Here is a 26,085-nt window from a genome sequence, read left to right on the forward strand (position 1 = left end):
GCCAATGTGCCTTAGCCGGCAGCGATGATCTCGATCTCGACCAGCCAGTCGTCGCGCAGCGTTTCGACGATGATCGCCGTGGTCGGCACGGCGCGGCCGCCAAGGGCCCGAAGGCGGGCATCCTGGTTCGCCTCCATAAAGGCGCCGTTGCTGAGATAGCTCGTCAGCCGCACGATATTGTCCACGGTCATATCAGCGGAGGCGAGGATGGCGCGCAGATTGGACCAGATGAGCTCCAGCTGTGCTTCCAGATCGGCCGCCGCCATTCCCTCTTGATCGAGACCCATCGTGCCGCTGACGAAGAGCAACCGGGATGGATGCCTGATCTCCAGCGCATGGATGTAATCAGGGCTGGCCGGATAGACCCCGCTTGCCGGATTGCGCATGATCATCTCCATGAAATCTCTCCTCCGAATATTCTATTGAATAATGGCAGTATCGACGATTATTCTTCGGCAGAAAGAGGGTTTTGCGGAATGGCGAAAAATACAGAGGATCTTCGGAAAAGACGCCCACAGCAACCGGTCATCGATGCCTTCGACCGAAAAATATTAGCCGCGCTCGCCGCCGACAGCAGCCAGAGCTATGCCAGGCTTGGCGAAACGGTCGGCCTGTCGGCGCCGGCCGTGCATGAGCGTGTGCGCCGCCTGAGACAATCCGGCACCATCAAGGGCGTGCATGCCGCGCTGGACGGCGCAGCGCTCGGCAAGCCGTTGCTTGCCTTCGTGCATGTGGAGGCGGCCGGCTGGGGCAAGAGCGAGCGGTTGATGCAGGTCCTGCGTTTTCCCGAGGTCGAGGAGATGCATTCGGTCGCCGGCGACGCCAGCGTTCTCTTCAAGGTCCGTACCGAAAGCCCGCAGGCCTTGGAGGCTTTTCTCTCGCAGATCCATGCCGTTCCCGGCGTCACCGGCACCCGCAGCTATATCGCGCTTTCCACCTATCTGGAGCGTCCGGTACAGGCCGGCGTCACCGACAGTTGGCCTGATATGCATCTGCCGGAATAGACGAGCGCTCCCGGTTCCCGGTCTAAGCGTCGCTGTCTCGCTAGTCCTCACCCTCGAAACGTGGCAGCGGCTCGATATTCTCCACCCCGGGCAAAGCCGAGCGGCACCATATCTGTTTCCTGGGCGTCAGTTCCCGCCGCTGGTCGATGCTGCCGACGCGGACGCCGATCGCGCCGCCTTCGCCGTCCGTGCGGTAGAGCGGCGATCCGCAATTCGGGCAGAAGAATTGCCGGCTGAGACCGCCGCTGTCGCCATATTTTGCGTAGCCTCTCGGCTCGCCTGATAGGAGCGTGAAACTTGCCGGCCGCGCCGGTGCGGTGATGCGATAGGCGGAGCCCGTCAATCGCTGGCAATCGGTGCAATGGCAGATCGAGATCCGCTCCGCATCGATCTCCGCCTGATAGCGGATCGCGCCGCAATGGCATCCTCCGGTGATATGCATCGGCAAGCCCCCAAAAGCATGTCGCGCAAAAGCTTAGAGCGGTTTTGCGATCACAACATGCGGAAAACAAAGAACCAAAGCGTGGCAGGCGAATCTGAAAGATCGCGCCACGCTTTACTCAGCGGGCTGAGCGGCCGGGTGGGCGGCGTAGAAGGCCTTCGCATCCGCCGTGAAGGCGGCCCGCTGATCGGCTTTCGTATAGAACATATGGCCGCCGCGATAAAGCTTTAGCCCGACGCGGCCGCCGGCGAGCGAGGGCGGCAGATGGTCGACGACGTAGCGGCTGACGCTGTAAGGCGTCACCAGATCGCTGTAGCCATGCGCGATCAGCAGGTGGAATGCCGAGTTCGAGGCGAGCAGCTGCCGGATGTCGTCGGTGGCGCTGGCCTGGAAGCGCGATCCGCCGCCGCGCCCGCCGCCCCATTCCCAGCGCCGGCTGATATCGCCGTCGAGCAGCGAATAGGTCATCTCCGTCTTGAAGCCGAGCTCGTTGCGGGCGTAATCGGCAAAGGCGCCGCCATAGGCGCGGGTGAAGCCGTCAAGGATGGCGTCGTCGCCGCGGTCGTAATCCGATTCCGGATAGGGATCGGGTGCTGCAAAGGAGGCGTCGTAGGCGCTCATCACCTCGCCGCCCCCATCTGAATGTTTGACGAAGGAACTGCCGAGGAAGCCGCGGTTGCGGGTGACGATATCCTCTGGAATGCCCGTCAGGCGCGCGATCCTGCCATAGAAGGCGGCGGCATCGGCACCCATCGGCGGTGGTCCGGCCAGCGTCGTCAGATAGTCGCCGAGCGCGAAGGTCTCGGCCTCCTTCTGCTTCTCTTCGTCAAAGGCCTTGTGCCGGTCGAGTTCGGCCGCCGCCAGTGACGGCAGCTCCAGCGCCGCGCCGAGCGCAAACTGATCGGCATTGAACATCAGCTGGCCCTCGAGCAGGGGGGAAAGCATCACCGCGCCGGCGACGATGATGCCCTGGCTTTCCTGCAGCACCGAGGCGACCTTGGCCACGCGGAAGCCGCCATAACTCTCGCCGAGAAGATATTTCGGCGAGTTGGAACGGTTGTTGTGCGCGACATAGAGCGCAATCGCCTTGGCGATGCTCTGGGCATCGGCACTGACGTTATAATAATTGGAGGCGTCGTCGGCCTTTGCCGTCCGGCTCCAGCCGGTGCCGATCGGGTCGATCAGCACGAGATCGGTGAAATCGAGCCAGCTTTGCGGATTGTCGACGAGTTTCGCATTGGCGCCGTCACGTCCGGCCGGCCCGAAATCGAGCACCTTCGGCCCGACCAGCCCGAGATGCAGGAAGGCGGAAGCAGCACCCGGCCCGCCGTTGAAGGCAAAGGTCAGAGGCCGGTTCGGCCCGCCATCCCTTGCGACATAGGCGGTGTAGAAGACCGCGCCGGTCTGTACGCCGTCCTGGCCGAAGAGATCCAGCGTGCCGGCGGTGGCAGTATAGGCAATCTTCCGGCCGCCGATCGTCAGCGCGTGCTCTGTGACGGAATCGGCCGGCAGCAGCTTCAATACGCCGTCGCGCGCGCCGCTCTGGACATTCGCCCTCGGTGGATCGCTTTCCTGCGCATGGGAAAGGGCGGGGGCCAGCATTGCTGCGAGCGCGGTGAACAGAAACAGGGTTCGTATGCGCAAGATGTCTCCTCCGGCGTGGGAATGAGAGGCTGAGATAGCGTAACATCCGCGGCCGACGACCGACATCAAGAGATGGTGATGGGCCAGTGAGCAAAGAGCTCAGCCGGCCTTCTCAACGGCATGGACATTGATCTCCACCGCACGGCCGGCCTTCCAGCCGTTGATCGCCGCGCCGAGCCCGAGCGCGACGAAGAGGGCAGCGCACCAGGAAAAGCTGCCGGTCCAGCCGCGGATGAGGCCGACGATGAGCGGGCCGATGGCGGCAAGCAGGTAACCGACGCATTGCGCCATGCCGGAAAGATGGGCGGCGACATCGGGATCGCGTGAGCGCAGCACGATCGTCGTCATGGCCGCCGCGATCAGCCCACCCTGGCCGATGCCCTGCAGCACCGCCCATAGCCAGACCGTAGAAAGTGGCGCGAAGAGCAGGCCGAGCAGGGCGATGACGGCGACGCCGCAGAGGCTCGCATTGATCAGCCGCTGGTCGCGGCCGCGCACGGCGATATGCGGAACGATCAGGCAGGATGCCGCCTGCACCATCACCGACAGGGAAACGATCGCCCCTGATGTGACGCCGTCGAGCCCGCGTTCGCGTAAGATCGGAACCAGCCAGCCAAAGACGCAATAGGCAAGTGCCGATTGCAGCCCCATGAACAGCGTGACTTGCCAGGCGAGCCGGTCGCGCCAGAGGCCTTTGACGTGGAAGCCATTTCGTCTTGCCTGTCTGCCACTGCGAAGAACCTCGGGCAGCCAGAGCAGGCTGACGATCAGGGCGGGCAGCGCCCAGATGGCGAGCGCGCCCGCAAGAGAGCCGCCCAATCCATGCTCGATCGGCAGTGTCAGCCCGGCGGCACTTGCCGCACCGGCGCAAAGCGCCATCGTGTAGAAGCCGGTCATCAGTGCGGCGCGCCCGGCGAAATCGCGCTTCACCAGCCCCGGCAGCAGCACGTTGCCGACAGCAATACAGGCGCCCGCAAGGGCGGTGCCGATGAAGAGCAGTGGCACGGAGGAAAGTCCGCGCAAACCCGTGCCGAGTGCGAGAAGCAGTAGAACGCCGAGCAGCGTGCGCTCCGTCCCGAGGCGCTGGGCAAGACGAGGCGCAAGCGGCGAGAAGGCACCAAGGCAGACGACCGGTAGCGTCGTCAGTAGGCTGGCGCCCAGCGCGCTGACACCGAGCTCCGAGCGGATCTCCGGCAGAAGCGCCGAGGCGCTCGAGAAGACCGGGCGCAGGTTGAAGGCGATCAGCACCAGGCTCGCGCCGAGCAGGAAACGCCCGGCAGCTCCCCGCACTGGCGTTGCCTGCGGCGGCGGAAGGCTGCCGGCCTCGGCGTCGATCAGCAATTCGTCGGCGGGGTCGAGCGCGCTGGCGGCATGGCTGGACGGCGTGTTCATGACAGGATCATCCGGTCGAGGGCGGCAAGAACGGGCGCCATGAAACGGCGCACCGCCGCATCCGCCTTGTCGGGATCGCCGGTTTCGATGGCGTCGACGATATCGGCATGCGCCTGCATGTCCGGTTCGGGAATATCCTTGCCGAGCGTCGCCGCGATGGTATCGGCAATCGAGGCCGAAAAGAAATCGTAGATCTCGATCATGGCCCGGTTGCCGGAAGCGGCGATAACAGCCTTGTGGAAGGCGAGGTCGCGTTCGATGAAGGCGGCCTGGTTGCCGCCGTCGTAATTGCCACGTTCGGCAAGTAGCCTGCGAAGCCCGGCAACCGTCTTCGGCGTCTTGCGGATCGCCGTCAGCCGGGCTGCCTCGACGTCGAGCGCCAAGCGCGCCTCGACCTGGTCACGCAGGCTGGCGCGCCGGGCCATCGTCAACGGCCGGCCGGCATCGGTCGTCGAGCGGACATAGGTTCCCGAACCCTGCCTTGTTTCGAGATAACCCTGGGAGACGAGAACGCGCACCGCCTCGCGCACGGTGCCGCGGCTGACGGAAAGCATGGCCGACAGCGAGGCTTCATTCGGCAATTTCTCGCCAACCGCCCAGCGTTTGCCGAGAATGTCGCCGCGGATCGCCTCGATCGCCTCATCCGCGAGATTGGTCTTGCTAAGCGCTCGCATCTCACTACTCATAAAGTCATCTGATGACTTTATGAGTAGTGAGATTTCGACCTTTCGTCAACGCCTGACATCAAGACGATAAAGACATCAAGACAATAAAAAAGGGCCGCCTCAGCGACCCTTTCCATGAGTTTGGCCTCAAACTGGCCTGGACTGTCTATGCAGCCCTAGGAAGGCGGGGATTAGAGCGAGGGCTGCCTCGCCTTCGTCACCTCTTCCATGCCCGTTACGAGGTCCGAAATCTCATTAGACATTGGATCACCTTCCTTTCGTTCTGTTGCTGATGGCTTAAAGTTAGGCTGATTCTTCTGAGATGCAAGCAGAAATGCACGCATGCGCTGCTTTGAGAGAAGCGCGGGTGTTCACAAAAGAACACGGCTTTTCGCCGAATGTGAAGGTTCCAGACGTCACGAAACCGTCATGTTGCCCTTGCAAACCGGCAACGCGTTAAGCTGTTATTAGCCGTGACATCAGACAATTTAGAGCATTCCCGCCGATGCGGCGGCGGGTTCCGGAGCAAGAAAGCCATGTGTCGCTGGGCAGCCTATCGCGGAGACCCTCTCTATCTTGAGGAACTGGTATCCTCGCCTGCGCACTCGCTGATCGAGCAGTCCCATTGCGCCACCCGCGCCAAGACGGCGACGAATGGTGATGGCTTCGGTATCGCCTGGTATGGCGACAGGCCCGAGCCCGGCCGCTACCGCGATATCCTGCCGGCCTGGTCGGATTGCAATCTGAAGAGCCTGGCACGGCAAATCCGTTCGCCGCTCTTCCTCGCCCATGTCCGCGCTGCCACAGGCGGCGGCACGCGCCGCGACAACTGCCACCCCTTCACCCATGGCACCTGGTCTTTCATGCACAATGGCCAGATCTCCGGTTTCGAGCGCCTGCGCCGGCCGATGGAGGCGATGCTCGACGACGAGCTGTTCAATGCCCGCGGCGGCACGACCGATTCCGAACTGATGTTCCTGCTGGCACTGCAATTCGGTCTGCGCGAGGCGCCGATCGCTGCGATGGCTCACATGATCGGTGTCGTCGAGGACCTGGCCGACAGCGTCATCGGCTCGATCCTGCTGCGCTTTACCGCTGCCTTCTCCGATGGCAACACGCTCTATGCTGTTCGCTATGCGACCGATCGCAAGGCGCCGACGCTCTATGCCTCGCCTGTGGGTGCGGGCTATTGCCTCGTGTCCGAGCCGCTGAACGACGATGGCGATGCCTGGGCGGAAATTCCGGATGGCAGCGCCGTCACCGTCGGTAAAGACGGCATCGACGTCGCCGACTTCCGGCCGGAGAAGCGGAGTGCCTCCAAGCCGCCGCGCGTGGCTATTCCTGCCTGAGCCGCTCGCGATTAGCTGAGCTGCTTGGCGATCAGTGCCGCGAGTCGTTCGGCGACCTCTTCCTTCGCCAAGTCAGGCCATTGCTCGACGCCGTCGCGGCGAACGAGTTTGACGCGGTTGCGTCCGCCGCCCATGATGCCGGTCGCTGGAGAGACATCATTGGCGACGATCATATCGGCGCCTTTCCTCTCGAGTTTCGCCTTCGCATTGCTTTCCACGTCCTGCGTCTCGGCGGCAAAGCCGATCACCAGCTTCGGCCGCATCGTATGATGGCCGACGGTTTTCAGGATGTCCGGGTTCTCGGTCAGCGCCAGCGTCGGGATGGATTCGCCGGGATGTTTCTTCAGCTTCTGGTCGGCCGCCGAGGCGACGCGCCAGTCCGCCACCGCTGCGACCATCACGGCGATGTCGGCCGGCAGCGCCGCAAGCACGGCATCACGCATTTCTTCAGCCCGCTCGACATGCACGACTGTCACGCCGACGGGGTCGGCGATTGTCACCGGCCCCGATACCAGCGTTACCTCCGCTCCGAGCTTTGCAAGGGCTGCGGCGATCGCATGCCCCTGCCGGCCGGAAGAGCGGTTGGCGATATAGCGCACCGGATCGATCGGCTCATGCGTCGGTCCTGACGTGACGATTGCCTTGCGTCCCTTGAGCGGCTTTTCTCCGTCGTCGAGCATGGTTTCGGCAGCAGCGACGATCTCCAGCGGTTCCGCCATCCGGCCGAGCCCTGCCTCCCGGCTTTCCGCCATCTCGCCGGCCATCGGCCCGACGAAGCGGATGCCGTCGGCTCTGAGCATCGCGGCATTCCGCCGCGTTGCCGGATGCGCCCACATGGCGGGGTTCATCGCCGGTGCGGCAAGCACCGGCCTATTGGTCGCCAGAAGCACTGTCGAGGCGAGATCGTCGGCAAGCCCATTCGCCATCTTCGCCATCAGATCGGCGGTCGCAGGGGCGATCAGCACGAGGTCGCAGTCGCGCGCCAGCCGGATATGACCGATATCCTGTTCGTCCTGTCGCGAAAACAGATCGAGGTAGACATGGTCCGCCGCCAATGCACCGACGGCAAGCGGCGTGACGAATTCCTGGGCGCCTTTGGTCATCACAGGGCGCACGCTCGCGCCGCGCTCGCGGAGCCGGCGGATCAGATCCAGGCTCTTATAGGCCGCGATGCCGCCGGAGATGATGAGGAGGATGCGTTTGCCGCTGAGACCCATGGCCTTCTACCCGTTGCCTTTTCTGACCGCCATCGACCCTAAGCCTTTGGCGGAGAACATGCAATCGCGAGGGCGACAGGCATCGGAGCTACTCCGGAAGCCGCCGCATGACGATCGCGATCGCCATGCCGAGGCGGGCAAGCCGCGGCGGCAGCCAGTCTCCGCCGCACTCGTGGGTCAGAGGTTGCTCATCCCGCCGTCGATGATGAGTTCGCTGCCGACGATATAGGCCGCCTCATCGGAGGCGAGGAAAACGATCGTCTTGGCGACTTCGCCGGGGGTTCCGAAACGGCCGACGGGAATCTGGGCCTGGATCTGCGCAGTCATCGCTTCGGATTGGGCTTGTGAAGCGCCGAGCTTGCTGTAGAGCGGCGTGGAGATCGGACCGGGGCTGACGGCGTTGACGCGGATGCCGCGGCCGATGAGCTCGCCCGACAATGTCTTGGCAAGCGTCAGCAGCGCGCCCTTCGTCAGCGAATAGACGCTGGAATTCGGCATGCCGATATGGGCGTTGATCGAAGTGTTGAGCACGATCGCGGCCTGCTTCGAAAAAATCGGCAGCAGCGCCTGAATCAGGAAGAACGGGCCCTTGACGTTGATATCAACCGACTTGTCGAAGGCGGCTTCGCTCCACTGTTCCAGCGGCCCGAATTCGGCGACCCCGGCGTTGACGAAGAGGATGTCGAGCGTGCCGAAAATCTCTCTCACGCTATCGGCGACGGCCTTCTGGCCGACCGCATTGCCGGCATCGGCCTGGATGACGGTGGCTTTGCCGCCGAATTCGGCGCGGGCCGCCTCAACGCTTGCCGCGCTGCTGCCGGTAACGACGACGCGGGCGCCCTCAGCGATGAACTGGCGGGCGGTCTCGAGGCCGATGCCGCTGGTGCCGCCGGTGATGAGGGCTGTCTTGTTCTGCAGGCGTGACATAATGAAGTTCCTTTGATCGAATGTTGGAGCGCGGCCCGTTCTTGTTCAATGCGAGAATGCTCTGAAAAAGGCGGCGCGATAAGCCGGCGCGTTGAAGGATCATCAACCCGCAGCGGATAACCGCGCCGCGCCGCCTCAGGTGCGGGTGATCGAAGCGCCGCCGTCGACCAGCGATGCCGTGCCGGTGACGAAGCTCGCATCGTCGGAGGCGAGGTAGAGGACCGAGCGAGCGAGCTCTTCGGGATTTGCGACACGCTTCAGCGCATGCAGATTGGTGACGAAGGCCTGCTTCTCAGGCGTATCGTTCATGTCCCGATACATGTCGGTATCGACCGCACCCGGCAGGATGGCATTGACGCGCACAGCCTGCTGACCGAATTCGGCGGCAAGCGCCTGTGTCAGGCCGATCAGGCCGGATTTGCTGGCGGCATAGGCGGCAACCCCCGGGAAGGCGAAGCTGTAGCCGACGAAGGTTGAGGTGAAGATCACCGAGCCGCCGCCATTTTCCACCATCGCCCCGATCTGGTGCTTGGCGGCGAGGAAGGAGGCCGTCAGATTGATCGCCAGCGCCTCGCTGAAACCCGCTTCGGAAACGGCGGTGCTCGCACCGGCTTCGCCGAGCGTGCCGGCATTGTTGAAGGCGATATCGAGCTTGCCGTAATTTCTCACGGCGGCGGCGACCAGCGCCTTGTGATAATCTTCCGAGCGCACGTCGCCGGCAATGGCGATGGCATCGCCGCCCTCCGCCTTGATCTCCGCCACGAGGCTGTCGAGTTCGCCTTGACGGCGGGCGCCGACGACGACCTTGGCGCCTTCGGCGGCGAAGAGCTTTGCCGTGGCCCGGCCGATGCCGGAGCTTGCGCCGGTGACGATCGCGACCTTGTTGTTCAAGCGGTTCATGGTTCCATCTCCTGTGCTGAGGCGAGGCGGCCCTTGCCGTCCCTTCCGTTGAATGGAAGATGGCATTTTCCTTTCGTTCGGATTAGTCTCCAGATCGGGGAATTCGAATTCGGAAAAGCCGAACGATGATCAGGATAGAAGGCATTGCGGCTTTTGTCGCCGTGGTCGAGGCAGGCTCGGTCAGCGAGGCGGCCCGGCGTCTTCGGCTGTCCAAATCCGTCGTTAGCGAAAGGTTGGCCGAGCTGGAGAAATCGCTCGGCGGCATCCTGCTGCACCGAACGACCCGCAAGCTCACTTTGACCGAGGATGGCACGGTCTTCCTGGAGCGCGCCGCGCGCATCGTGCGCGAGATCGAGGAGGCCGCGGCCGATATGGCGGAGCGGCGCGGAACGCTGTCAGGCCCGATCCGCATCGCCGCTCCCGTCACCTTCGGCCGCATGCATCTCGGCCCGGCGCTCTATCCCTTTCTCGCCAAACATCCCGAGATCGAACTGACCCTCGATATCGATGACCGGCGGGTAGATGCCGCTTCGGACGGCTATGATGCCATTATCCGCAATGGTCCGATCGCCGATAGCCGGCTGGTCGCCTGGAAGCTCACGCGAAGCCGCCGTCTTCTCTGTGCCTCACCGGATTATCTCGCCCGCCAGGGAATTCCGTCCTCGCTGGCTGATCTCAACGGCCATCGCGGCATCTTCTACACCAATCGCGGCGTTGCCGACTGGCGCTTCCAGACGCCGGAGGGTGCGATCGTCGTCCGTGCGAAACTGGCGCTCGGCATCAACAATGGCGACATGCTCCGCGACGCGGCGATTGCCGGCCTCGGCATTGCGCTGCTGCCCGCCTTCATCGCCGGCCCGGCCATCCGCGAAGGCCGGCTTGCCGAAATCGATGTCGGCCACAGGCCGGAGGCCGAATTCATCTATATGGCCCATCCCGAGGGCCGAAACCCCTCCGCCAAGCTCCGCGCCATCGCCGATCACCTGAAGAAGAGCTTCGGCGATCCGCCCTATTGGGATCCGGCGGGTTAGAGCATGTCGCGCAAAACTGTGCAGCGGTTTTGCGACAACAACATGCGCAAAAACAAGGACCTAAAGCGCGAAGAGCGAATCTGAAAGATCGCGACGCGCTTTAGCTCAGCAGGCTCATCAGGTTCTCGGTGACCGGCGAGCGATGTGTTTTCAACATTGCCAGTGCCAGGCACGCCACGGCCGGCGGCCCCTCGATCGGCCGGTAGGCCACACCTTCGAGCTTGATCTGCGAAATCGAGGCCGGCACGATCGAGACGCCGAGATCGGCCGCCACCAGATTGACGACCGAGGAAATCTGCGGCGCCTCCTGCGCCACGGTCAGCTCGAATCCCGCCTTGCGGCAGGCGAGCACGACATCGTCGTAGAGGCTCAAGCCCACGAGCCGGGGAAAGAGGATGAAGGGTTCGTCCGCCAGCATTGCAAGCGGCAGGCTACGATGTCTTGCCAGAGGATGGCTGGCGGGCAGGGCAATCACCATCGGCTCGTCCGGCAGCCGCCGCAGCCGGATGCCGGCGGGATCGTCCAGGCCGGGGCGCATGAAGGTGGCGTCGAGCTCGCCGCGTTCCAGCTTCTGCATCAGCGCCAGCGTATTCATTTCCGTCAGCGACAGCTGCACCTCCGGCCAGCGCGCGCGAAACCGGCGGATCGTCGTGCTGACCACCGGGTTGAAGGCGGAGGATGCGGTGAAGCCGAGCGACAGACGGCCGGTCTCGCCGCGATTGGCGCTTTGCGCCGCAAGCTTCGCCTTCTCAGCTGCCACCAGCGACGCCTTTGCCTCGCCAAGGAAGGCCGCGCCCGCTGCCGTCAATTCGGCGCCGTGCGGCACACGGTGAAACAGCGCCGCACCCACTTCCCTCTCCAGGTCGCGGATCTGCTGGCTGAGCGGCGGCTGCCCGATGCCGAGCTTGCCGGCGGCACGCGTGAAATTGCCTTCTTCGGCCACCGCCAGAAAATACCTGAGATGCCGCAGCTCCATCACTATCTCCAAAACCTATCGGAATCGACGGTCTCATATATTGGACAAATGGAGGCGCTTTGACTAGATCGGAGGCTGGAAGGATGAGGATATGCCGACGTCAGTGCATGCAGTGAAGACCTCCGAGACAGCTGCGACCCCAGGGCAGAAGCACTACCTGACCCGTGGCGCCGGCGCCTATCGCCGCGCCAGCCTGGCACTCTTCCTTTCCGGCTTCTCCACCTTCTCGCTGCTCTATTGCGTCCAGCCGCTGCTGCCGATCTTCTCGCAGGAATTCGCTGTCAGCCCGGCCGAAAGCTCGCTGTCCCTTTCGCTCTCCACCGGTTTCCTGGCGGTCGCCATCGTCTGCGCCGCCGCCGTCTCGGAAGGTCTCGGCCGCCGCAGCCTGATGTCGATATCGCTGGTCGGGGCGGCATTGCTGACCATTGCCACCGCCTTTGCCCCGAACTGGCATCTGCTGCTCGTCATCCGCGCGCTTCAGGGCCTTGTTCTCGGTGGTGTGCCGGCCGTTGCCATGGCCTATCTCGCCGAGGAAATCGATCCGCGCGGCCTTGGCGCCACCATGGGCCTCTATGTCGGCGGCACGGCCTTCGGCGGCATGTCCGGCCGCGTGCTCACCGGCATCTTCGCCGAATATCTCACCTGGCGTCCGGCGCTCTTCATCATCGGCACCATCGGCCTTGCCGCCGCGATCGGCTTCATCGCCCTCTTGCCACCGTCACGCAATTTCGTCCGCCGGCCGGGCTTCGACCCACGCTTTCATGCAAAGGCCTGGCTCGGCCACCTCAGCAATCCGGCGCTGCCCTTCATCTTCACCATCGCCTTCCTGGCGATGGGCTCCTTCGTGACGATCTACAATTATGCCGGCTTCCGCCTGGTGGCGCCGCCCTACGGCCTCAACCAGACCGAACTCGGCCTGATCTTCACCGTCTACCTCTTCGGAATCGGCGCCTCCTCGATCGGCGGTCTGCTGGGAGACCGGATCGGGCACTTTTCTGTGCTTCTCTTCGGTCTGGCACTCACCGCCGCCGGCAGCGCGCTGACGCTCTTTGCCTCGCTCCCGGCGATTATCCTCGGTATCATCGTGCTCACGACCGGCTTCTTCATGAGCCATTCGATCGCCAGCGGCCTTGTCGGCAAGCTGGCACATGGCACCAAAGGGCACGCCTCGTCGCTCTATATGCTCGCCTATTATGTCGGCTCCAGCCTCATGGGTTCGGCGGGCGGCTGGTTCTTCGCGGTTGAAGGCTGGGCCGCCGTCGTTATCTTCACGCTTGCCATGCTGGCGCTGGCCTTTGTCTCCGCCTGTCTTGCCCAGCACCTCGCGAGGAGAAAAGCATGATCCGCATAGACCGCCTCGACCATCTCGTGCTGACCGTCGACGATATCGCCATCAGCTGCGACTTCTATTCCCGCATCCTCGGCATGTCGGTCGAAACCTTTGCTGAAGGCCGAAAAGCACTGAAATTCGGCGGGCAGAAGATCAATCTGCATCATGCCGGCCACGAATTCGATCCCAAGGCAAGGCAACCCACACCCGGCTCCGGCGACCTCTGCTTCATCGCCGAGACTCAGCTTGCCGATGTCATCGCCCATCTAGAGGCCTTAGGCGTTGCGATCGAAGAGGGTCCGGTCGAGCGCACCGGCGCGACCGGGCGTTTGAGTTCGGTCTATTTCAGGGACCCCGACGGCAACCTCCTCGAGGTCTCCAATCTGATTGCCTGACGTCGACCTCCCGCACATCAACCGAGCCGGATATAGGGCACGTCCTTCTTCGCCACCTCATCGAGCGCCTCCTCGTAACCGGCATCGGCGTAACGCATGACGCCGAGCGCCGTATCATTGGTCAGCGCATGGTCGAGCCGTTCGTCGGCGGCATCCGTGCCGTCGGCGACGACGGTGACGCCGCAGCTCGTCATGTAGCCGGCATAGCCGCCGCCGCCGGAATGGATGACGACCAGATCGGCCATCGACGAGCAGAGCATCATCGCATCGATCAGCGGCCAGTCAGCGATCGCGTCGGAGCCGTCCTTCATCCCCTCGGTCATGATATTCGGATGCGCCATGGCGCCGGCGTCGAGATGGTCGCGGGAGAAGGCGACCGGGCCTTTGAGTTCGCCACTCGCAACCAGCGTGTTGACGCGCCTTGCGAGTGCGGTGCGTTCGCCGTGGCCGAGCCAGGCGATGCGCGCCGGCAGCCCCTCGAAGGGCACATGCTCGCGCGCCAGCCGGATCCAGTTGGTGATGATCTTGTTGTCGGGGAACATCTCGAGCAGCAGGTCGTCGATCCGGGCGATATCGCTCTCCTCGCCTGACAGAGCCATCCAGCGGAACGGGCCGATCGCCCGGGCAAAGAGCGGCCTGAGATAGGCTTCGGTGAAGATCGGAATGTCGAAGGCATTGGCAACGCCGCCCTCGCGGGCCTGCGTGCGGATCAGGTTGCCGTTGTCGAAGACTTCCGAGCCACGCTTCTGGAATTCCAGCATCGCCGTCACATGCTCGACGATCGAGGCCCGGCTTGCCGTCATCAACTGCCCCTGGCCATCGTCGCGCAGGCCCTTGACCTGATCGAGGCTCATGCCCTTCGGCACGTAACCGTAGACGAGGTCATGCGCCGAGGTCTGGTCGGTGACGATGTCGGGCACGATGCCGCGGCGGGCGATCTCGGGATAGACCTCCGCCGCATTACCGACGAGGCCTACGGACAGCGCCCGCTTGTCCTTCACCGCTGCATCGATCATCTGAAGGGCGGTATCGAGATCGGGAGCGATTTCCTGGAGATAGCCGATCTGCTGGCGCTTGCGGGCGCGCTCCGGATCGATGTCGATGCAGAGGATTGCAGCCCCTGCCATGCGGCCGGCGAGAGGTTGCGCCCCGCCCATGCCGCCGAGGCCGGCCGTCAGTACGAACCGGCCGAGGAGATCGCCGCCGAAGCGCCGCTCGGCAATGCGCATGAAGATCTCGTAGGTGCCCTGGATGACGCCCTGGCTGCCGATATATTGCCAGGCGCCGGCCGTCAGCCCGCCCCAGCAGATCAACCCCTTGCGCTGCAGCTCGTAGAATACCTCGGCCTTTGCCCATTGCCCGACGATATTGCAGTTCGCCATGATGACCAGCGGCGCCTTGGCATGCGTTCGAACGAGGCCGATCGGCTTGCCGGACTGGATGAGCAGCGTCTGGTCCTCGTCCATCTCGGTCAGCGCCTTGACGATGCCTCTATGCGCCGCCCAGTTGCGGGCCGCCTTGCCGAGCGCGGCATAGACGATCAGATTGTCGGGATCCTCGCCGACGGAGAGCACGTTTTCGAGCAGCCGCAGCAGCGCCTCCTGCCGCCAGCCTTTGGCCCGCAGTTCCGGCCCGCCGGGAATCGGAAATTTCGGATGACGTGGATTGGCCTTCGGCATCGTGGGTTCCTCGTTTTGCTCTGCCTTCGTTCGTTATTTCCTGGGCAGCGATTCCACATAGGCGAGTGCCGCATCGAGCAAACGCCGTCTCAGGGTATCGTCGCCGTAAACTTCGGCACCGCCTCGCACCCAGCCATGCATCACACGCTCGCCCGACAGCATCTGGATCACGCCTGGCAGTGCCAGCGCCCAGTCGTCATTGCCCTTGCCGAGACGGATCAGCATGCCGTCATGGCGTGCGCAGCAGAGAAGATTGCCGTTCAGCATGAAGGCCCAGCCGCCGAACATCGATTTTTCGGCAAGACCCGGCCGATCGCCGAGTTCCTCACGCATCAGTTCTTCGAGACCCCGATCGCGCGCCATGGCTCAGGCCTTTGTCGCCAGTGCATAGCGTGCGATCTCGATCCCCATCGCCTTTTCGACGACGGGATAGACGGTCGGATCGAGCACGCTTGCCGACAGCGGAATGATATCCATCGGCACATGCAGGATGAACACCCGCATGCCCTCCTTGAGCTGGCCGACGCTGAGCGGCTCGCCCTCTGGTGAAAGCGTGGTGATGACGGCGGGAAAGGTGGCAAGCCGCCCGCCATCCGCATCGTCCACCGCCATATATTCGTTCATCACATGCAGCGTCACCGACTTTTCGCCCGCGCCGACGGTGATCGTGCCGATGTCGAAGGCTTCCTTGGTGTAGACGACCTCCTTGCGGGTAATGATTCCTTCGGCAAGGATATGTCCGCCCGTCGTCTTGCAGATCGCGTCGATGACATCAGATCCGCCCTTCTTCTCCGCCGCGATGATCGCCTCACCGAGCGAAAGTGCCATCGAAATGCCGCCGAGCGCCGCATGGCTGCGGACATAGGAGGCTCTGAGCGGATTGCGGCAACTGGCGATGAAGCCGCCGGATTGATCGGCGGCAGCGCGCAGCACCGGCGAGATCTTCGCCGTCGCGCCCTTCACCACCAACTCGATATAACGGTTTTCGGCCCGATTGCCGCCGACAGCGGTCTGAATCATCTGCTCGGGCGAACCGGCCATGCCGATCGAGCCCATGTCGCCTGTGGGATGTGCGCGGATATCCCCGACCGCGTCGACCACCTTGGTGCCGAGGATTGCCGACGGCAGCCAGCCGTTCAGCGTCGAGGATTTGCCGTTCTGGCCGATGATCAGCCCGGAAAGCTTTTCGCCGAGTGCCTCCTGCAGCAATTGCACGGCCTTCACATAATCGATGCCCTGCATTTCCCAGGGGGTGGTGGAGGCCGGTGCGCCGATCGCAGCCGCGGTGGCGATCCACGCCTCGTCCTTCAGCTCGTCGATCGAGACCAGCTCGGGCTTGCCGACATTGACGGCGGCATAACCGAGCATCCGCCCGTGATCGGCCCAGCCGCCGCCGCCGGCGGCATAGACGGAGCCACCCTTGACGGCAGCTTCCACGTCCTTCTCAACGAGTATGCGTCCCATCGGTCCTCTCCTGATTCAAATCCTTGTCCATCTCGCGCACCGCCTCGAAAAGCACGGCGGCACCGAGCGCGATATCGTCATTTTCAGCCCACTCGTCGGCCGAATGGCTGCGGCCTTCGCGGCAGGGCACGAAGATCATCGCCGCCGGTGCCACCTTGGCGATCCAGGCCGTGTCGTGCCCCGCGCCGGAGGCCATGCGCCGATGTTTTGCGCCGACACGTTCGCAAGCGGCCTCCAAGGTCGACAGCAGCCCGGCATCAGCAGGCGTCGGCAGATTGTCGGAAACCCGGTTCGGGGTCTTGATCGTCACGCTGTAGGCCCCCGCCAGCTTTTCGACATGGCCGTCGAGCCAGCGGCAGAATGCCTCCATGTCGGCACGGATTTCGGCACGGCCATCGATCAGCAGCACTACTTTCGACGGCACGACATTGGCGGCATTCGGCTCGATCCGGAATTCGCCGACCGTCGCTGCAAAATGGCCCGGCGTTTTCGCAAGCTCGGTGGCGGCGTTGCGGATGTCGAGCACCAGCTGCGACGCCGCCACCAGTGCATCCGCCCGTCGGTCCATCGGCGTCGTGCCGGCATGGTCGGCCCGCCCTTCGACGGTGATCTCGATGCGGGTGATGCCTGATATCGCGGTGACGATGCCGATATCCTCCTTTTCGGCTTCGAGCACCGGGCCCTGTTCGATATGGAGTTCCAGAAAGCCGGCTATATCGGGCCTGTTCTGCTGCATCAGTACATCAGGTCTGCCGCCGACCTCGGCGATGCCCTCAGCCAGGTCGCGCCCGTCGCTGACGCGCGAAAGCCAGGCCGCCGGCAGTTGGCCGGTCATGCCGCGGCTGCCGATGCAGGACACGCCGAAGATGCTGACCTCCTCGGCAAGGAAATCGACGATTTCGAGATCGTGATCGAGCTCGATATTTTGGTCGCGCAGCGCGCGCGCCACCTCCAGCGCCGCAATTACCCCGGCAATGCCGTCAAAGCGGCCGCCGTCCGGTACCGTGTCGGAATGCGAACCGACCATGATCGTGCCGAGCCATGGTTTCCGGCCAGTCCGTCGGCCGATCAGATTGCCGGCGGCATCGACCCGCGTTTCCAGTCCCGCCGACTTCATCCGCGCGTCGATATAGGCCCGGCCTTCGAGGAAGAGCGGCGAGAACGCCCGCCGCGTCCAGGGATGCCCCGGCTCGGTCATCCCGGCCAGCGCCTCGATATCTCCAGCGATCCGGTCGGCATTGACGGGAAGATTGCGGCTCATGCTTCAGCTCCCGCAATGACCTGGCGCGGCAGCGGCCGCACGAAGCGCCCGGTGCCGGGCGCAGCAAGCACCTTGGCGCCCTCGGCAATCTTTTCGCCGCGCAGATAGGTGGCGGAAATGGTCCAGGGCAGGCGGATGCCGTTATAGGGGCTCCAGCCGACGACGTTGTTGCCGCTCGCGGCGGCATCATAGACGCTGTCGCGCGGCTCCAGCACGACGATATCGGCATCCTTGCCCGGCGTCAGCGCGCCCTTGATATGGTCGAGCCGGAAATGCTTCGCCGGGTTCTCCGCCATCAGCCTGGCTGCCCATGTCAGCGGAATGCCGCGTTCGATGGCACCTTTGACGAAAAGCGGCACCATCACCTCGAGGCCTGGAACGCCGGAGGCGTTGGCGAGCATGTCGGGATTGGTCTTGCGGTTTTCCGACCAGCTGACGTGATCGGTCGAGACCAGCCAGACATCACCCTCGGCCACCTTCCGCCAGAGGCTCTCCACCTCGGCGCGCGGCCGCACCGGCGGATTGATCTTCGCCTTGCCACCGAGGCGCTTCACGTCGTTTTCCTCGTCGAGCGTCAGATAATGGATGCAGCATTCGACCGTCGCCGCAAAGCCGTCGCGGCGATAGGCGCGCGCGATATCATAGCCGCGCCCGAGCGAGCAGTGCACCACATGCGCCGGGCAGCCCGTGTCGGCACCCGTCTCAAAGATCGTATGCATCGCCAGCAGCTCGGTGATCGGCGGTCGCGACAGGCCGTGCGCCCGCCAGTCGGTGATGCCGCTCGCCTTCACCTGCTCCATATAGGTGCGCACCGCCTCGTCGTCCTCATTGTGCACGCCGGCTGTCAGCCCCGTCGGAGCGATCGCCGCGAAGCAGGCGTCGAGCAGTGCCGGCGGAATGCGCGGAAAGCGCTTGGGGTCGGTGCCGAAGGTCGAGAATTTGAAGGCTGCAACGCCTGCCTCCACCATCTCGCGGATCCGCGCCGGGCCTTCTTCCGGATCGACGGTGCCGTAAAGCGCGAAATCGACGCGCGCCTGCGGTCCGGCATGGTCGACTTTCCGCTTCACCGCCGCTGCCGAACAGACGAGATTGCCTTCGTCATAGGGCATGTCGACGATTGTAGTCACGCCGCCTGCCGCCGCCGAGCGCGTCGACCAGATGAAATCCTCCTGGTCCTTCTGGGAAAGCGAATGTACCTGCGCATCGATCGCGCCGGGCAGGATCAGCGCTTTTCCGAGCAGATGCCGTTCGCGGCCCGCAGGCGGCACGCCGAGGCCGACCTCGGCGATCTTGCCGTCGCGCACGGCGACATAGCCCTCTTCGACAATGCGGTCCGGCAGCACCACCGTGCCCTGCAGAACGAGATCGAAGTCCATTTTGCTTCCTCCCTGCAGCGCTGCGCGTCTTTCTAGCCGCGCAAAGGACGCTGTAACACTTTGAATTGCTGCATAATTCCTTAAGTCGATCTCGATTTAAGGGATTATGTAGCAAGCTGGAAATCAGACTGCTGCCGGCTCGTCATGGGTTAGCCGTTCCTCGATGTGCTCCAGCGAGCCGAGGGCGAAGAAATCGTCGAAGGAGGCGATCGGAACCTGCTCAGTCAGCTTCGTGACGAAATCGTCCGAACCAAGTTCCTCCTCGATCGCCTCCACTTCGGCCGAAAGCGGCCGGTCGACCGTATAGAAATCCGCATGTTTGCGCACGACCTCGTAGAGCATGGCGGCGACGCCCTTCGGTTCATCGCCGAGTATGTCGATCGCCTGGGCCGAGAGCAGCGCCTCGAGGGCTGCGAGGCGCTTCAGCGCCCGCATCTGCCGGTCGAAGCGCTCGATGACGAGCGGCAGGAAGGCCGCCTCGTCCTCCAACCCGGCTGCGACGACCAGCGACTGCGCAGAAACAGGATTGGACATTGACAGCACGCGCGAGAAAATCTCGCCGGCAAGTTTGATGATCGGCCCGAAACCGGTGGCAATCCGCCCCGGCGGCACGAGATTGACCGGCAGGTCGCGCCGCTGGCCGTTGCCGAGAATGACGCAGCGGTTGAAGGCGTTGCGCGCTGCATGCGCCATGCAGAGCGCGGCCGATTCGAGCAGGATCGTCACATCGAGCGGAAGAGAGCCGCCCGACGTCATCACCCGGCCTTCGACGACGACGGGATTGTCGTCCGAGCGCCCGGTGGCGGCAAGGATCTTATGGCCGGTCGATAAAAGGTTTTCGATCACCGCGCCGAACACCTGGGCGATCATGCGCAGGCTCAGCGGATCCTGCACATGCGTTGCGACGGGCCAGTTCCATTCGTCGGAGGCATTGCAGAGCCAGGCGCCGATCAGCGCTTCGCGCGCAGTTCCGACATGCCGGACCGCCTTCCAGGGATCGCGGGAAGCACCGAGCGCACCGGCCGCCATCATCGCCGTTGCCAGCAGGACGCGGATCGAGGCCGCGGCGTTGCGCGTCGTTTCCGCCGCCGAGGCAAAGCTTACCGCATTGATGCTGAGCGAGGCGAGGCTGTCGCGCGGCGCCATCCGCATCGGTTCCAGCCCGGCCGCCTGGAAAGCCTCGGCCGCCTGCATCCGGTTGCCGCGATAGATCGCTTCGCCGACGCCGGTCAGCACCGCTCCGATCTGTCCCATCAGGCCGATATCCGCACAGCCGATCGAGCCGGTGCGGCGCACGACCGGGATGAGATCGGCCTCGAGCATCCTGATATAGGCCTGGATCAATTCCGGCGTGCAGCCGACCTGGCCGGTCAGCGCCGTATTGATACGGATCGCCATGGCATTGCGGACGATATTGCAGGAAAAGGGGGTGCCGGTGCCGAAATGATGGGCGCGCACCAGGCCGAGATTGAAGGTGTCGAGTTCGTCGGCCGACCACTCCACATCTTTCATGGCGCCGACGCCTGTCGTCGAGCCGTAGACGGGCATGCCGGAGGCAATCGCATCCTCGACGACCTCGCGGGCGATCGCGATGCGGGCCATGCCTGTCGCCGAAGCCGAAATCTTAGCCTTGCCCGCACCAATCGTCACCATCTCGGCAAAACCGAGCGGTTGTCCGGAAAGTTCGATGCCAAGGCGTTCGTGCTTCATGTGCCTATCTCCCCAGAACAGGATGATTTTAGGCCGGATCGGCCTAAAATCTGAATCCTGTTCTAAACTAAAGAGTCAGAGCATGATGTCGCCCGAAAACCGCTCACACTTTTCGGCATCATGCTCGGAACGTGAGACTAAGCGAGCCCTCCGTCACATGGGATATCCCAAATGCCGAACACAGCATGTTTTTGGCAGGCGGTCAGCTCAGCATCCAGGCAATATAGACAAGCGTCAATGCGATGATCCAAAGCGCGATCCTGGCCGAGCGGTTGTGCCGCGCTTCGGCCTTGCCGATCGCCTCCGCCGTCTCAGCATCGAAGCGCAACCCGTGCTCGCTCATATGCAGAAGCTGGTGGTGGAATTTTTCGGTCTTCGCTGCGATTTCGGGCACGGCTTCGGCGAGCTTTACCGCCGCCTTCAGCCCGTCCTTGAGATCGGTGGCGATCCGCTTCGGCCCGAGATTGGTGCGGATCCAGTCGCCGACGACAGGCTCGGAGGCCTTCCACATGTTGAAGCGCGGATTGAGCATGCGCGATACGCCTTCGACCACGACCATGGTCTTCTGCAGCATCACCAGCTCCGGCCGCGTCGCCATGTCGAAGAGTTCGGTGACTTCGAACAGCAGCGTCAGCAGCTTGCCCATCGAGATCGTCTCGGCCGGCTGTCCATGAATCGGCTCGCCGATCGCCCGGATCGCCTGGGCGAAGCTCTCGACATTGTGATGTCCGGGCACATAGCCGGCCTCGAAATGCACCTCGGCGACGCGGATATAGTCGCGGGTGATGAAGCCATAGAGGATTTCGGCGAGGAACCGCCGTTCCTTCTTGCCCAGCCGCCCGACGATGCCCATGTCGACGGCGACGATCATGCCGTCAGCATCGACGAAGAGATTGCCTGGATGCATGTCGGCATGGAAGAAGCCGTCGCGCAGCGTGTGGCGCAGGAACGACTGGATCAGCGTATCGGCAAGCAGGTTGAGATCGTGGCCCGCCGCGCGCAGGCCCTCGACGTCGGACATCCTTGTGCCGTCGATCCACTCCATGGTGATGACGTCGCGCCCGGTGCGCTCCCAGTCGACCTTCGGCACGCGGAAGCCGGGATCCTTTTCGGTGTTCTCGGCGATCTCGGAAAGGGCGGCCGCCTCCAGGCGAAGATCCATCTCCACCTTCGTCGTCTGCTCCAGCGTCTTCGTCACTTCGACCGGCCGCAGCCGCCGGCTGGACGCCAGGAAACGCTCCTGCATATGGGCAACGAGATACATCGCCTCGATGTCATGGGCAAAGCGCTGGCGCACGCCGGGCCGCACGATCTTGACGGCAACCTTCTTCCGGCCCTCGGCACTATCGACCTCGGCCGGATGCACCTGCGCGATCGAGGCGGCGGCGATCGGATCGCCAAAGCTCGCGTAGAGCTCGCCGATCGGCCGTCCGAGCGAGCCTTCGATATTGGCCTTGGCCGCTGCCGAGGGAAAGAAGGCCATCCGGTCCTGAAGCTGCGACAGGTCGTTGGCGAATTCGACGCCGACGACATCCGGCCGCGTCGCCAAGAACTGCCCGATCTTCACATAGGAGGGACCAAGCCGCTCGACGGCCTGGGCCAACCGGTCGCTGCGCTTCTGATGCCGCGCCTTGCTTCGCTCGAAAATCGTGACGACGGACTTGGCGAGCGCGACCGGCGGCGGCAGCCCTTCGGAAGGAAGGGCTGACACGACACCCTCACGCACGAGCACCCAGCCGACGCGCCAAAGGCGGAAATATGCGCCGAAAGTACTCATCTTCTGTTTGATTCTCGCGCGACGCTATTCGAAAACCGCTCTACATTTTTCGGCGTCATGCGTCAGAGCTTCCAGCCGGAATGGAGTGCGGCGATGCCGCCGGTATAATTGGTGTAGGTGACGCGCGAAAAGCCGGCCTGGCGGATCATTGCCGCGAAATTCTCCTGGTTCGGGAATTTTCGGATCGATTCCACCAGATATTGGTAGGGTTCGGCATCGCCGGTAATCGCCTTGCCGAATTGCGGAATGGCATTGAACGACCAGGCGTCGTAGATCTTGTCGAGAAGCGGCATATCGACTTCGGAAAATTCCAGCACCAGCAGCCGCCCGCCGCGCTTCAACACGCGATAGGCCTCCGACAGCGCTACGTCGATCCTCGGCACGTTGCGGATGCCGAAGGCGATCGTATAGGCATTGAAGCTGCCTGCCTCGAACGGCAGTTCCTCGGCATTCGCCTCGACGAAGGTGAGATTGCCGGAAAGCTTCTTCTTTTCCGCCCGCTCGGCCCCGACACCGAGCATCGAGCCGTTGATGTCGAGCACCGTGGCATGCGCCTGTCTGCCCGAGGCCTCGACGATGCGGAAGGCGATATCACCCGTGCCGCCGGCGACGTCGAGCACCTTGTAGCCCGGCTCCTTGCGCGGGTTCAGCGCCGAGATCATCGCATCCTTCCAGGCGCGGTGCATGCCCATCGACATGACGTCATTCATGATGTCGTAGCGCTTGGCAACCTTGTGGAACACCTGGTTGACCATGCTCTGCTTCTCGCCATTAGGCACCTCGCGGAAGCCGTAGGAGGTCTCCATGCCGCCATCGGCGGAAGTGCGGCTTTCTGACATCAGACTGCTCCGTTCCTGAAGATTCGGGCGCGGCGGCCATAGCGAAAGACCGCGCGCGACGTTATCTATGGGCCGCGTTCTCCACGGCACACTGGCGCTATAGCGCACATCGTCGTCGGTTGAAACACGTTAGATATAGATGGGTTAAGATGCCGGAATTGCCAGAAGTCGAAACGGTGAAACGCGGCCTGACGCCGGCGATGGAGGGCACCCGCATCACCAAGCTGGAGCTGCGGCGCGGCGATCTGCGCTTCCCCTTTCCCGACGCTTTCGCGGACAGGGTTTCGGGCCGCACCATCGTCGGCCTTGGCCGCCGCGCCAAATATCTGCTGGTCGATCTCGACGACGGCAACACGCTGATCTCCCATCTCGGCATGTCCGGTTCCTTCCGGATCGAGGAGGGCCGCATCGAGGAGGCTGCTGCCTCCGCCGCGCCGGGCGAATTCCACCATGCCCGCTCGAAGGACGAGAAACACGATCACGTCGTCTTCCATCTGGAGGGCGCAAGCGGCCCGCGCCGGGTCGTCTACAACGATCCGCGCCGTTTCGGCTTCATGGATATGGTGGGGCGTGCCGATCTCGCCGCCCATCCCTTCTTCCGCGATCTCGGCCCGGAGCCGACAGGAAACGAGCTTGGCGCCGCCTATCTGGCCGAACGCTTCCGCGACAAGGCGCAGCCGCTGAAAAGCGCGCTGCTTGACCAGAAGAACATTGCCGGTCTCGGCAATATATATGTCTGCGAGGCGCTGTGGCGCGCGCATCTTTCGCCGATCCGCGCCGCCGGCACGCTGGTGACGGCAGGGGGCCGGCCGAAGGCGCAGCTCGACCTGCTCGTCGCCTCGATCCGCGACGTCATCGCCGACGCGATCGCCGCCGGCGGATCGTCGCTGCGTGACCATATCCAGACCGACGGATCGCTCGGCTATTTCCAGCATTCCTTCTCAGTTTATGATCGCGAAAGTCAGGCTTGCCGCACGCCCGGCTGCGGCGGTACGGTCGCCCGCATCGTCCAGGCGGGTCGCTCCACCTTCTATTGCGCCACCTGCCAGAAGTAAGAGTGAGAAACCGGGAGAACAGCATGGCCTATGAGACCCTGATCGTCGAAACCCGAGGCAATGTCGGCCTCGTCACGCTGAACCGCCCGCAGGCGCTGAACGCGCTGAACTCCACCGTCCTGAAGGAACTGAAAGAGGCCTATGCCGCCTTCCACGCCGACGAGACGGTTGGAGCGATCGTGTTGACCGGTTCCGAGCGTGCCTTTGCCGCCGGCGCCGATATCAAGGAGATGCAGCCGCTTGAGTTCGCCGATATCTATAAGAGTGATTTCATCAGCGGCTGGGATGAGGTCGCCAAGGCACGCAAGCCGGTGATCGCTGCCGTCAGCGGTTTTGCGCTCGGCGGCGGCTGCGAGCTCGCCATGATGTGCGATTTCATCATCGCCTCGGAGACAGCGAAGTTCGGCCAGCCTGAAATCACACTGGGCGTCATTCCCGGCATGGGCGGCTCGCAGCGGCTGACGCGCGCCGTCGGCAAGGCGAAGGCGATGGATCTCATCCTGACCGGCCGCATGATGGATGCGGCCGAGGCGGAACGCTCGGGACTCGTTTCGCGTGTGGTGGCACCCGAACGTCTGCTCGACGAGGCTTTTGCCGCGGCCGAAAAGATTGCTTCGCTTTCGCGTCCCTCGGTGATGATGGCCAAGGAGGCGGTCAACCGCGCATTCGAGACGACGCTGGAGGAGGGCTTGCGTTTCGAGCGCCGCCTGTTTCACAGTCTCTTTGCCACGGACGACCAGAAAGAAGGCATGGCGGCCTTCGTCGAGAAGCGCAAACCGGCTTTTACGCACCGTTGAATGCTTTTAGGCGCTTGCCAGTGGTAAAGCTTGAAAATCCGCGTTGACGTGGGCCGGCTTTAGAGTTATATGCCCGCCCACGGTTCGGAAAGCCGGTTTGGTTTTCCGCGATTGCTCCCGCATTGCTGGATTTTGTGGCCGCAAGGCCCGCGGTAATGGCGGAGTTTGTTCGAATTCTTGAGAGAGGCATCCATGGCCAATACAACTTCGGCGAAAAAAGCGACCCGCAAGATCGCCCGCCGTACCGACGTCAATAAGGCTCGTCGCTCGCGCGTTCGTACTTTCGTTCGCCAGGTCGAAGAGGCCATCGCATCCGGTGACGCCGCCAAGGCGAAGGAAGCTTTCCTGGCTGCTCAGCCCGAGCTTGCCCGCGCCGCCAGCAAGGGCGTGCTGCATGCCAACACGGCATCGCGCAAGGTCTCGCGTCTGGCCGCTCGTGTGAAGGCTCTTTCGGTCACCACGACCGCGTAATCTTCCATTAAGGTCTTCTTCTTTATGATTAGCCCGGTAATTTTACCGGGCTTTTTCGATTCCACCGATCAGCCCCTGCATGGTTAATCTGACGACTGTTTCGTGTCAGCGCCATGACAGGAAAAATTGTTTAAAAACAATGGCTTGCGCAAGGATGCTTTGACGCCGCGCGACTCTGCCCCACGCTTTCGGGACCACAGGCGAGTCAAGAGGATTTTATTTTTTTTTCTTTCAATGCGTGTCAAAATAGCCCGAACGGGGAATCTCTTTGATTCAACTGCGATTCTTTTTTGACGCTGGTGTGACGCCCGAAAAGGGCAGGCGGAGTCAATGCCCGCTTCTTAATTTTGCGTAAAATTCATCGTTGATATTGCCTTTTGATCC

Annotated in this window: 25 protein-coding genes; 8 read left to right on the forward strand and 17 right to left on the reverse strand. The window is 63.3% G+C overall.

Annotation, left to right across the window (positions count from 1 at the left end):
- Positions 1–11: 11 nt before the first annotated feature.
- Entirely contained in the window at positions 12–398 is a 387-nt protein-coding gene (locus AC1D2N_RS11030) for a RidA family protein (RefSeq protein WP_130653480.1), read from the reverse strand.
- 24 nt (positions 399–422) lie between these two features.
- Here AC1D2N_RS11030 and AC1D2N_RS11035 point away from each other — a divergent pair, with 24 nt between their 5' ends.
- Positions 423–1,004 (forward strand): Lrp/AsnC family transcriptional regulator, encoded by a 582-nt coding sequence (locus AC1D2N_RS11035; RefSeq protein WP_130653481.1) that lies wholly within the window; start codon positions 423–425, stop codon positions 1,002–1,004.
- A gap of 40 nt (positions 1,005–1,044) precedes the next feature.
- On the opposite strand, the gene AC1D2N_RS11040 is transcribed toward AC1D2N_RS11035, so the two are convergent.
- From AC1D2N_RS11040 to AC1D2N_RS11055, 4 genes are all read right to left on the reverse strand, one after another.
- The gene (locus tag AC1D2N_RS11040) at positions 1,045–1,446 is read right to left on the reverse strand and encodes a GFA family protein (protein WP_028731706.1); all 402 of its coding nucleotides are present in this window, start codon (positions 1,444–1,446) and stop codon (positions 1,045–1,047) included.
- Between the two features lie 114 nt (positions 1,447–1,560).
- Complete coding sequence (locus tag AC1D2N_RS11045) at positions 1,561–3,090, reverse strand: S10 family peptidase (protein WP_130653482.1); 1,530 nt, start codon at positions 3,088–3,090, stop codon at positions 1,561–1,563.
- A 99-nt stretch (positions 3,091–3,189) separates the two neighbouring features.
- Complete coding sequence (locus AC1D2N_RS11050) at positions 3,190–4,482, reverse strand: CynX/NimT family MFS transporter (protein ID WP_130653483.1); 1,293 nt, start codon at positions 4,480–4,482, stop codon at positions 3,190–3,192.
- On the reverse strand, positions 4,479–5,156 hold the full coding sequence (locus AC1D2N_RS11055) for a FadR/GntR family transcriptional regulator (protein WP_130653484.1): 678 nt from the start codon (positions 5,154–5,156) through the stop codon (positions 4,479–4,481). The genes AC1D2N_RS11050 and AC1D2N_RS11055 overlap by 4 nt, the downstream gene beginning before the upstream one ends.
- Positions 5,157–5,683: 527 nt before the next feature.
- Here AC1D2N_RS11055 and AC1D2N_RS11060 point away from each other — a divergent pair.
- Entirely contained in the window at positions 5,684–6,496 is an 813-nt protein-coding gene (locus AC1D2N_RS11060) for a class II glutamine amidotransferase (protein WP_028731702.1), read from the forward strand.
- 11 nt (positions 6,497–6,507) lie between these two features.
- Here AC1D2N_RS11060 and coaBC read toward each other — a convergent pair whose 3' ends face one another.
- The 3 genes from coaBC to AC1D2N_RS11075 form a co-directional block, all read right to left on the reverse strand.
- Positions 6,508–7,713 (reverse strand): bifunctional phosphopantothenoylcysteine decarboxylase/phosphopantothenate--cysteine ligase CoaBC, encoded by a 1,206-nt coding sequence (coaBC, locus tag AC1D2N_RS11065; protein ID WP_130653485.1) that lies wholly within the window; start codon positions 7,711–7,713, stop codon positions 6,508–6,510.
- A 177-nt stretch (positions 7,714–7,890) separates the two neighbouring features.
- Positions 7,891–8,640 carry an SDR family oxidoreductase gene (locus AC1D2N_RS11070; RefSeq protein WP_130653486.1) on the reverse strand — a complete coding sequence of 250 codons (750 nt, stop codon included), beginning with the start codon at positions 8,638–8,640 and terminating at the stop codon, positions 7,891–7,893.
- Between the two features lie 135 nt (positions 8,641–8,775).
- The gene (locus AC1D2N_RS11075) at positions 8,776–9,540 is read right to left on the reverse strand and encodes an SDR family oxidoreductase (RefSeq protein WP_130653487.1); all 765 of its coding nucleotides are present in this window, start codon (positions 9,538–9,540) and stop codon (positions 8,776–8,778) included.
- A 125-nt stretch (positions 9,541–9,665) separates the two neighbouring features.
- On the opposite strand from AC1D2N_RS11075, the gene AC1D2N_RS11080 reads away from it, so the two are divergent.
- Positions 9,666–10,571 (forward strand): LysR family transcriptional regulator, encoded by a 906-nt coding sequence (locus tag AC1D2N_RS11080; protein WP_130653488.1) that lies wholly within the window; start codon positions 9,666–9,668, stop codon positions 10,569–10,571.
- A gap of 100 nt (positions 10,572–10,671) precedes the next feature.
- On the opposite strand, the gene AC1D2N_RS11085 is transcribed toward AC1D2N_RS11080, so the two are convergent.
- Positions 10,672–11,547 carry a LysR family transcriptional regulator gene (locus AC1D2N_RS11085; RefSeq protein ID WP_130653489.1) on the reverse strand — a complete coding sequence of 292 codons (876 nt, stop codon included), beginning with the start codon at positions 11,545–11,547 and terminating at the stop codon, positions 10,672–10,674.
- 91 nt (positions 11,548–11,638) lie between these two features.
- Here AC1D2N_RS11085 and AC1D2N_RS11090 point away from each other — a divergent pair, with 91 nt between their 5' ends.
- Entirely contained in the window at positions 11,639–12,889 is a 1,251-nt protein-coding gene (locus AC1D2N_RS11090; RefSeq protein ID WP_130653490.1) for an MFS transporter, read from the forward strand.
- A complete protein-coding gene (locus AC1D2N_RS11095) occupies positions 12,886–13,272 on the forward strand; it encodes a VOC family protein (protein ID WP_130653491.1) in 387 nt (128 codons plus the stop codon). The genes AC1D2N_RS11090 and AC1D2N_RS11095 overlap by 4 nt, the downstream gene beginning before the upstream one ends.
- A 17-nt stretch (positions 13,273–13,289) precedes the next feature.
- Here AC1D2N_RS11095 and AC1D2N_RS11100 read toward each other — a convergent pair whose 3' ends face one another.
- From AC1D2N_RS11100 to ubiE, 8 genes are all read right to left on the reverse strand, one after another.
- Complete coding sequence (locus AC1D2N_RS11100; protein ID WP_130653492.1) at positions 13,290–14,951, reverse strand: urocanate hydratase; 1,662 nt, start codon at positions 14,949–14,951, stop codon at positions 13,290–13,292.
- Positions 14,952–14,984: 33 nt separating this feature from the next.
- Positions 14,985–15,314, reverse strand: coding sequence for a TfoX/Sxy family protein (locus AC1D2N_RS11105; RefSeq protein ID WP_097624631.1), 330 nt, complete (start codon positions 15,312–15,314; stop codon positions 14,985–14,987).
- A 3-nt stretch (positions 15,315–15,317) separates the two neighbouring features.
- Entirely contained in the window at positions 15,318–16,415 is a 1,098-nt protein-coding gene (locus AC1D2N_RS11110; protein WP_112905796.1) for a DUF917 domain-containing protein, read from the reverse strand.
- Positions 16,396–17,676 (reverse strand): Zn-dependent hydrolase, encoded by a 1,281-nt coding sequence (locus AC1D2N_RS11115; RefSeq protein WP_130653493.1) that lies wholly within the window; start codon positions 17,674–17,676, stop codon positions 16,396–16,398. Before AC1D2N_RS11115 ends, AC1D2N_RS11110 begins: the two co-directional genes overlap by 20 nt.
- Positions 17,673–19,052 (reverse strand): dihydroorotase, encoded by a 1,380-nt coding sequence (locus tag AC1D2N_RS11120; protein WP_047617311.1) that lies wholly within the window; start codon positions 19,050–19,052, stop codon positions 17,673–17,675. The genes AC1D2N_RS11115 and AC1D2N_RS11120 overlap by 4 nt, the downstream gene beginning before the upstream one ends.
- Positions 19,053–19,175: 123 nt before the next feature.
- Positions 19,176–20,762 carry an aromatic amino acid lyase gene (locus AC1D2N_RS11125; protein WP_018244478.1) on the reverse strand — a complete coding sequence of 529 codons (1,587 nt, stop codon included), beginning with the start codon at positions 20,760–20,762 and terminating at the stop codon, positions 19,176–19,178.
- Positions 20,763–20,964: 202 nt separating this feature from the next.
- On the reverse strand, positions 20,965–22,539 hold the full coding sequence (ubiB, locus tag AC1D2N_RS11130; protein WP_130653494.1) for a 2-polyprenylphenol 6-hydroxylase: 1,575 nt from the start codon (positions 22,537–22,539) through the stop codon (positions 20,965–20,967).
- Positions 22,540–22,601: 62 nt separating this feature from the next.
- On the reverse strand, positions 22,602–23,378 hold the full coding sequence (gene ubiE, locus AC1D2N_RS11135) for a bifunctional demethylmenaquinone methyltransferase/2-methoxy-6-polyprenyl-1,4-benzoquinol methylase UbiE (RefSeq protein ID WP_130653495.1): 777 nt from the start codon (positions 23,376–23,378) through the stop codon (positions 22,602–22,604).
- A 149-nt stretch (positions 23,379–23,527) separates the two neighbouring features.
- Here ubiE and mutM point away from each other — a divergent pair, with 149 nt between their 5' ends.
- The 3 genes from mutM (at position 23,528) to rpsT (ending at position 25,701) form a co-directional block, all read left to right on the forward strand.
- Complete coding sequence (gene mutM / locus AC1D2N_RS11140; protein WP_018447800.1) at positions 23,528–24,433, forward strand: bifunctional DNA-formamidopyrimidine glycosylase/DNA-(apurinic or apyrimidinic site) lyase; 906 nt, start codon at positions 23,528–23,530, stop codon at positions 24,431–24,433.
- 23 nt (positions 24,434–24,456) lie between these two features.
- The gene (locus AC1D2N_RS11145; RefSeq protein ID WP_017966711.1) at positions 24,457–25,230 is read left to right on the forward strand and encodes an enoyl-CoA hydratase; all 774 of its coding nucleotides are present in this window, start codon (positions 24,457–24,459) and stop codon (positions 25,228–25,230) included.
- A gap of 192 nt (positions 25,231–25,422) precedes the next feature.
- On the forward strand, positions 25,423–25,701 hold the full coding sequence (gene rpsT, locus AC1D2N_RS11150) for a 30S ribosomal protein S20 (protein ID WP_003556028.1): 279 nt from the start codon (positions 25,423–25,425) through the stop codon (positions 25,699–25,701).
- Positions 25,702–26,085 lie beyond the last annotated feature (384 nt).

The organism is Rhizobium sp. P1_B8, assembly GCF_056406515.1.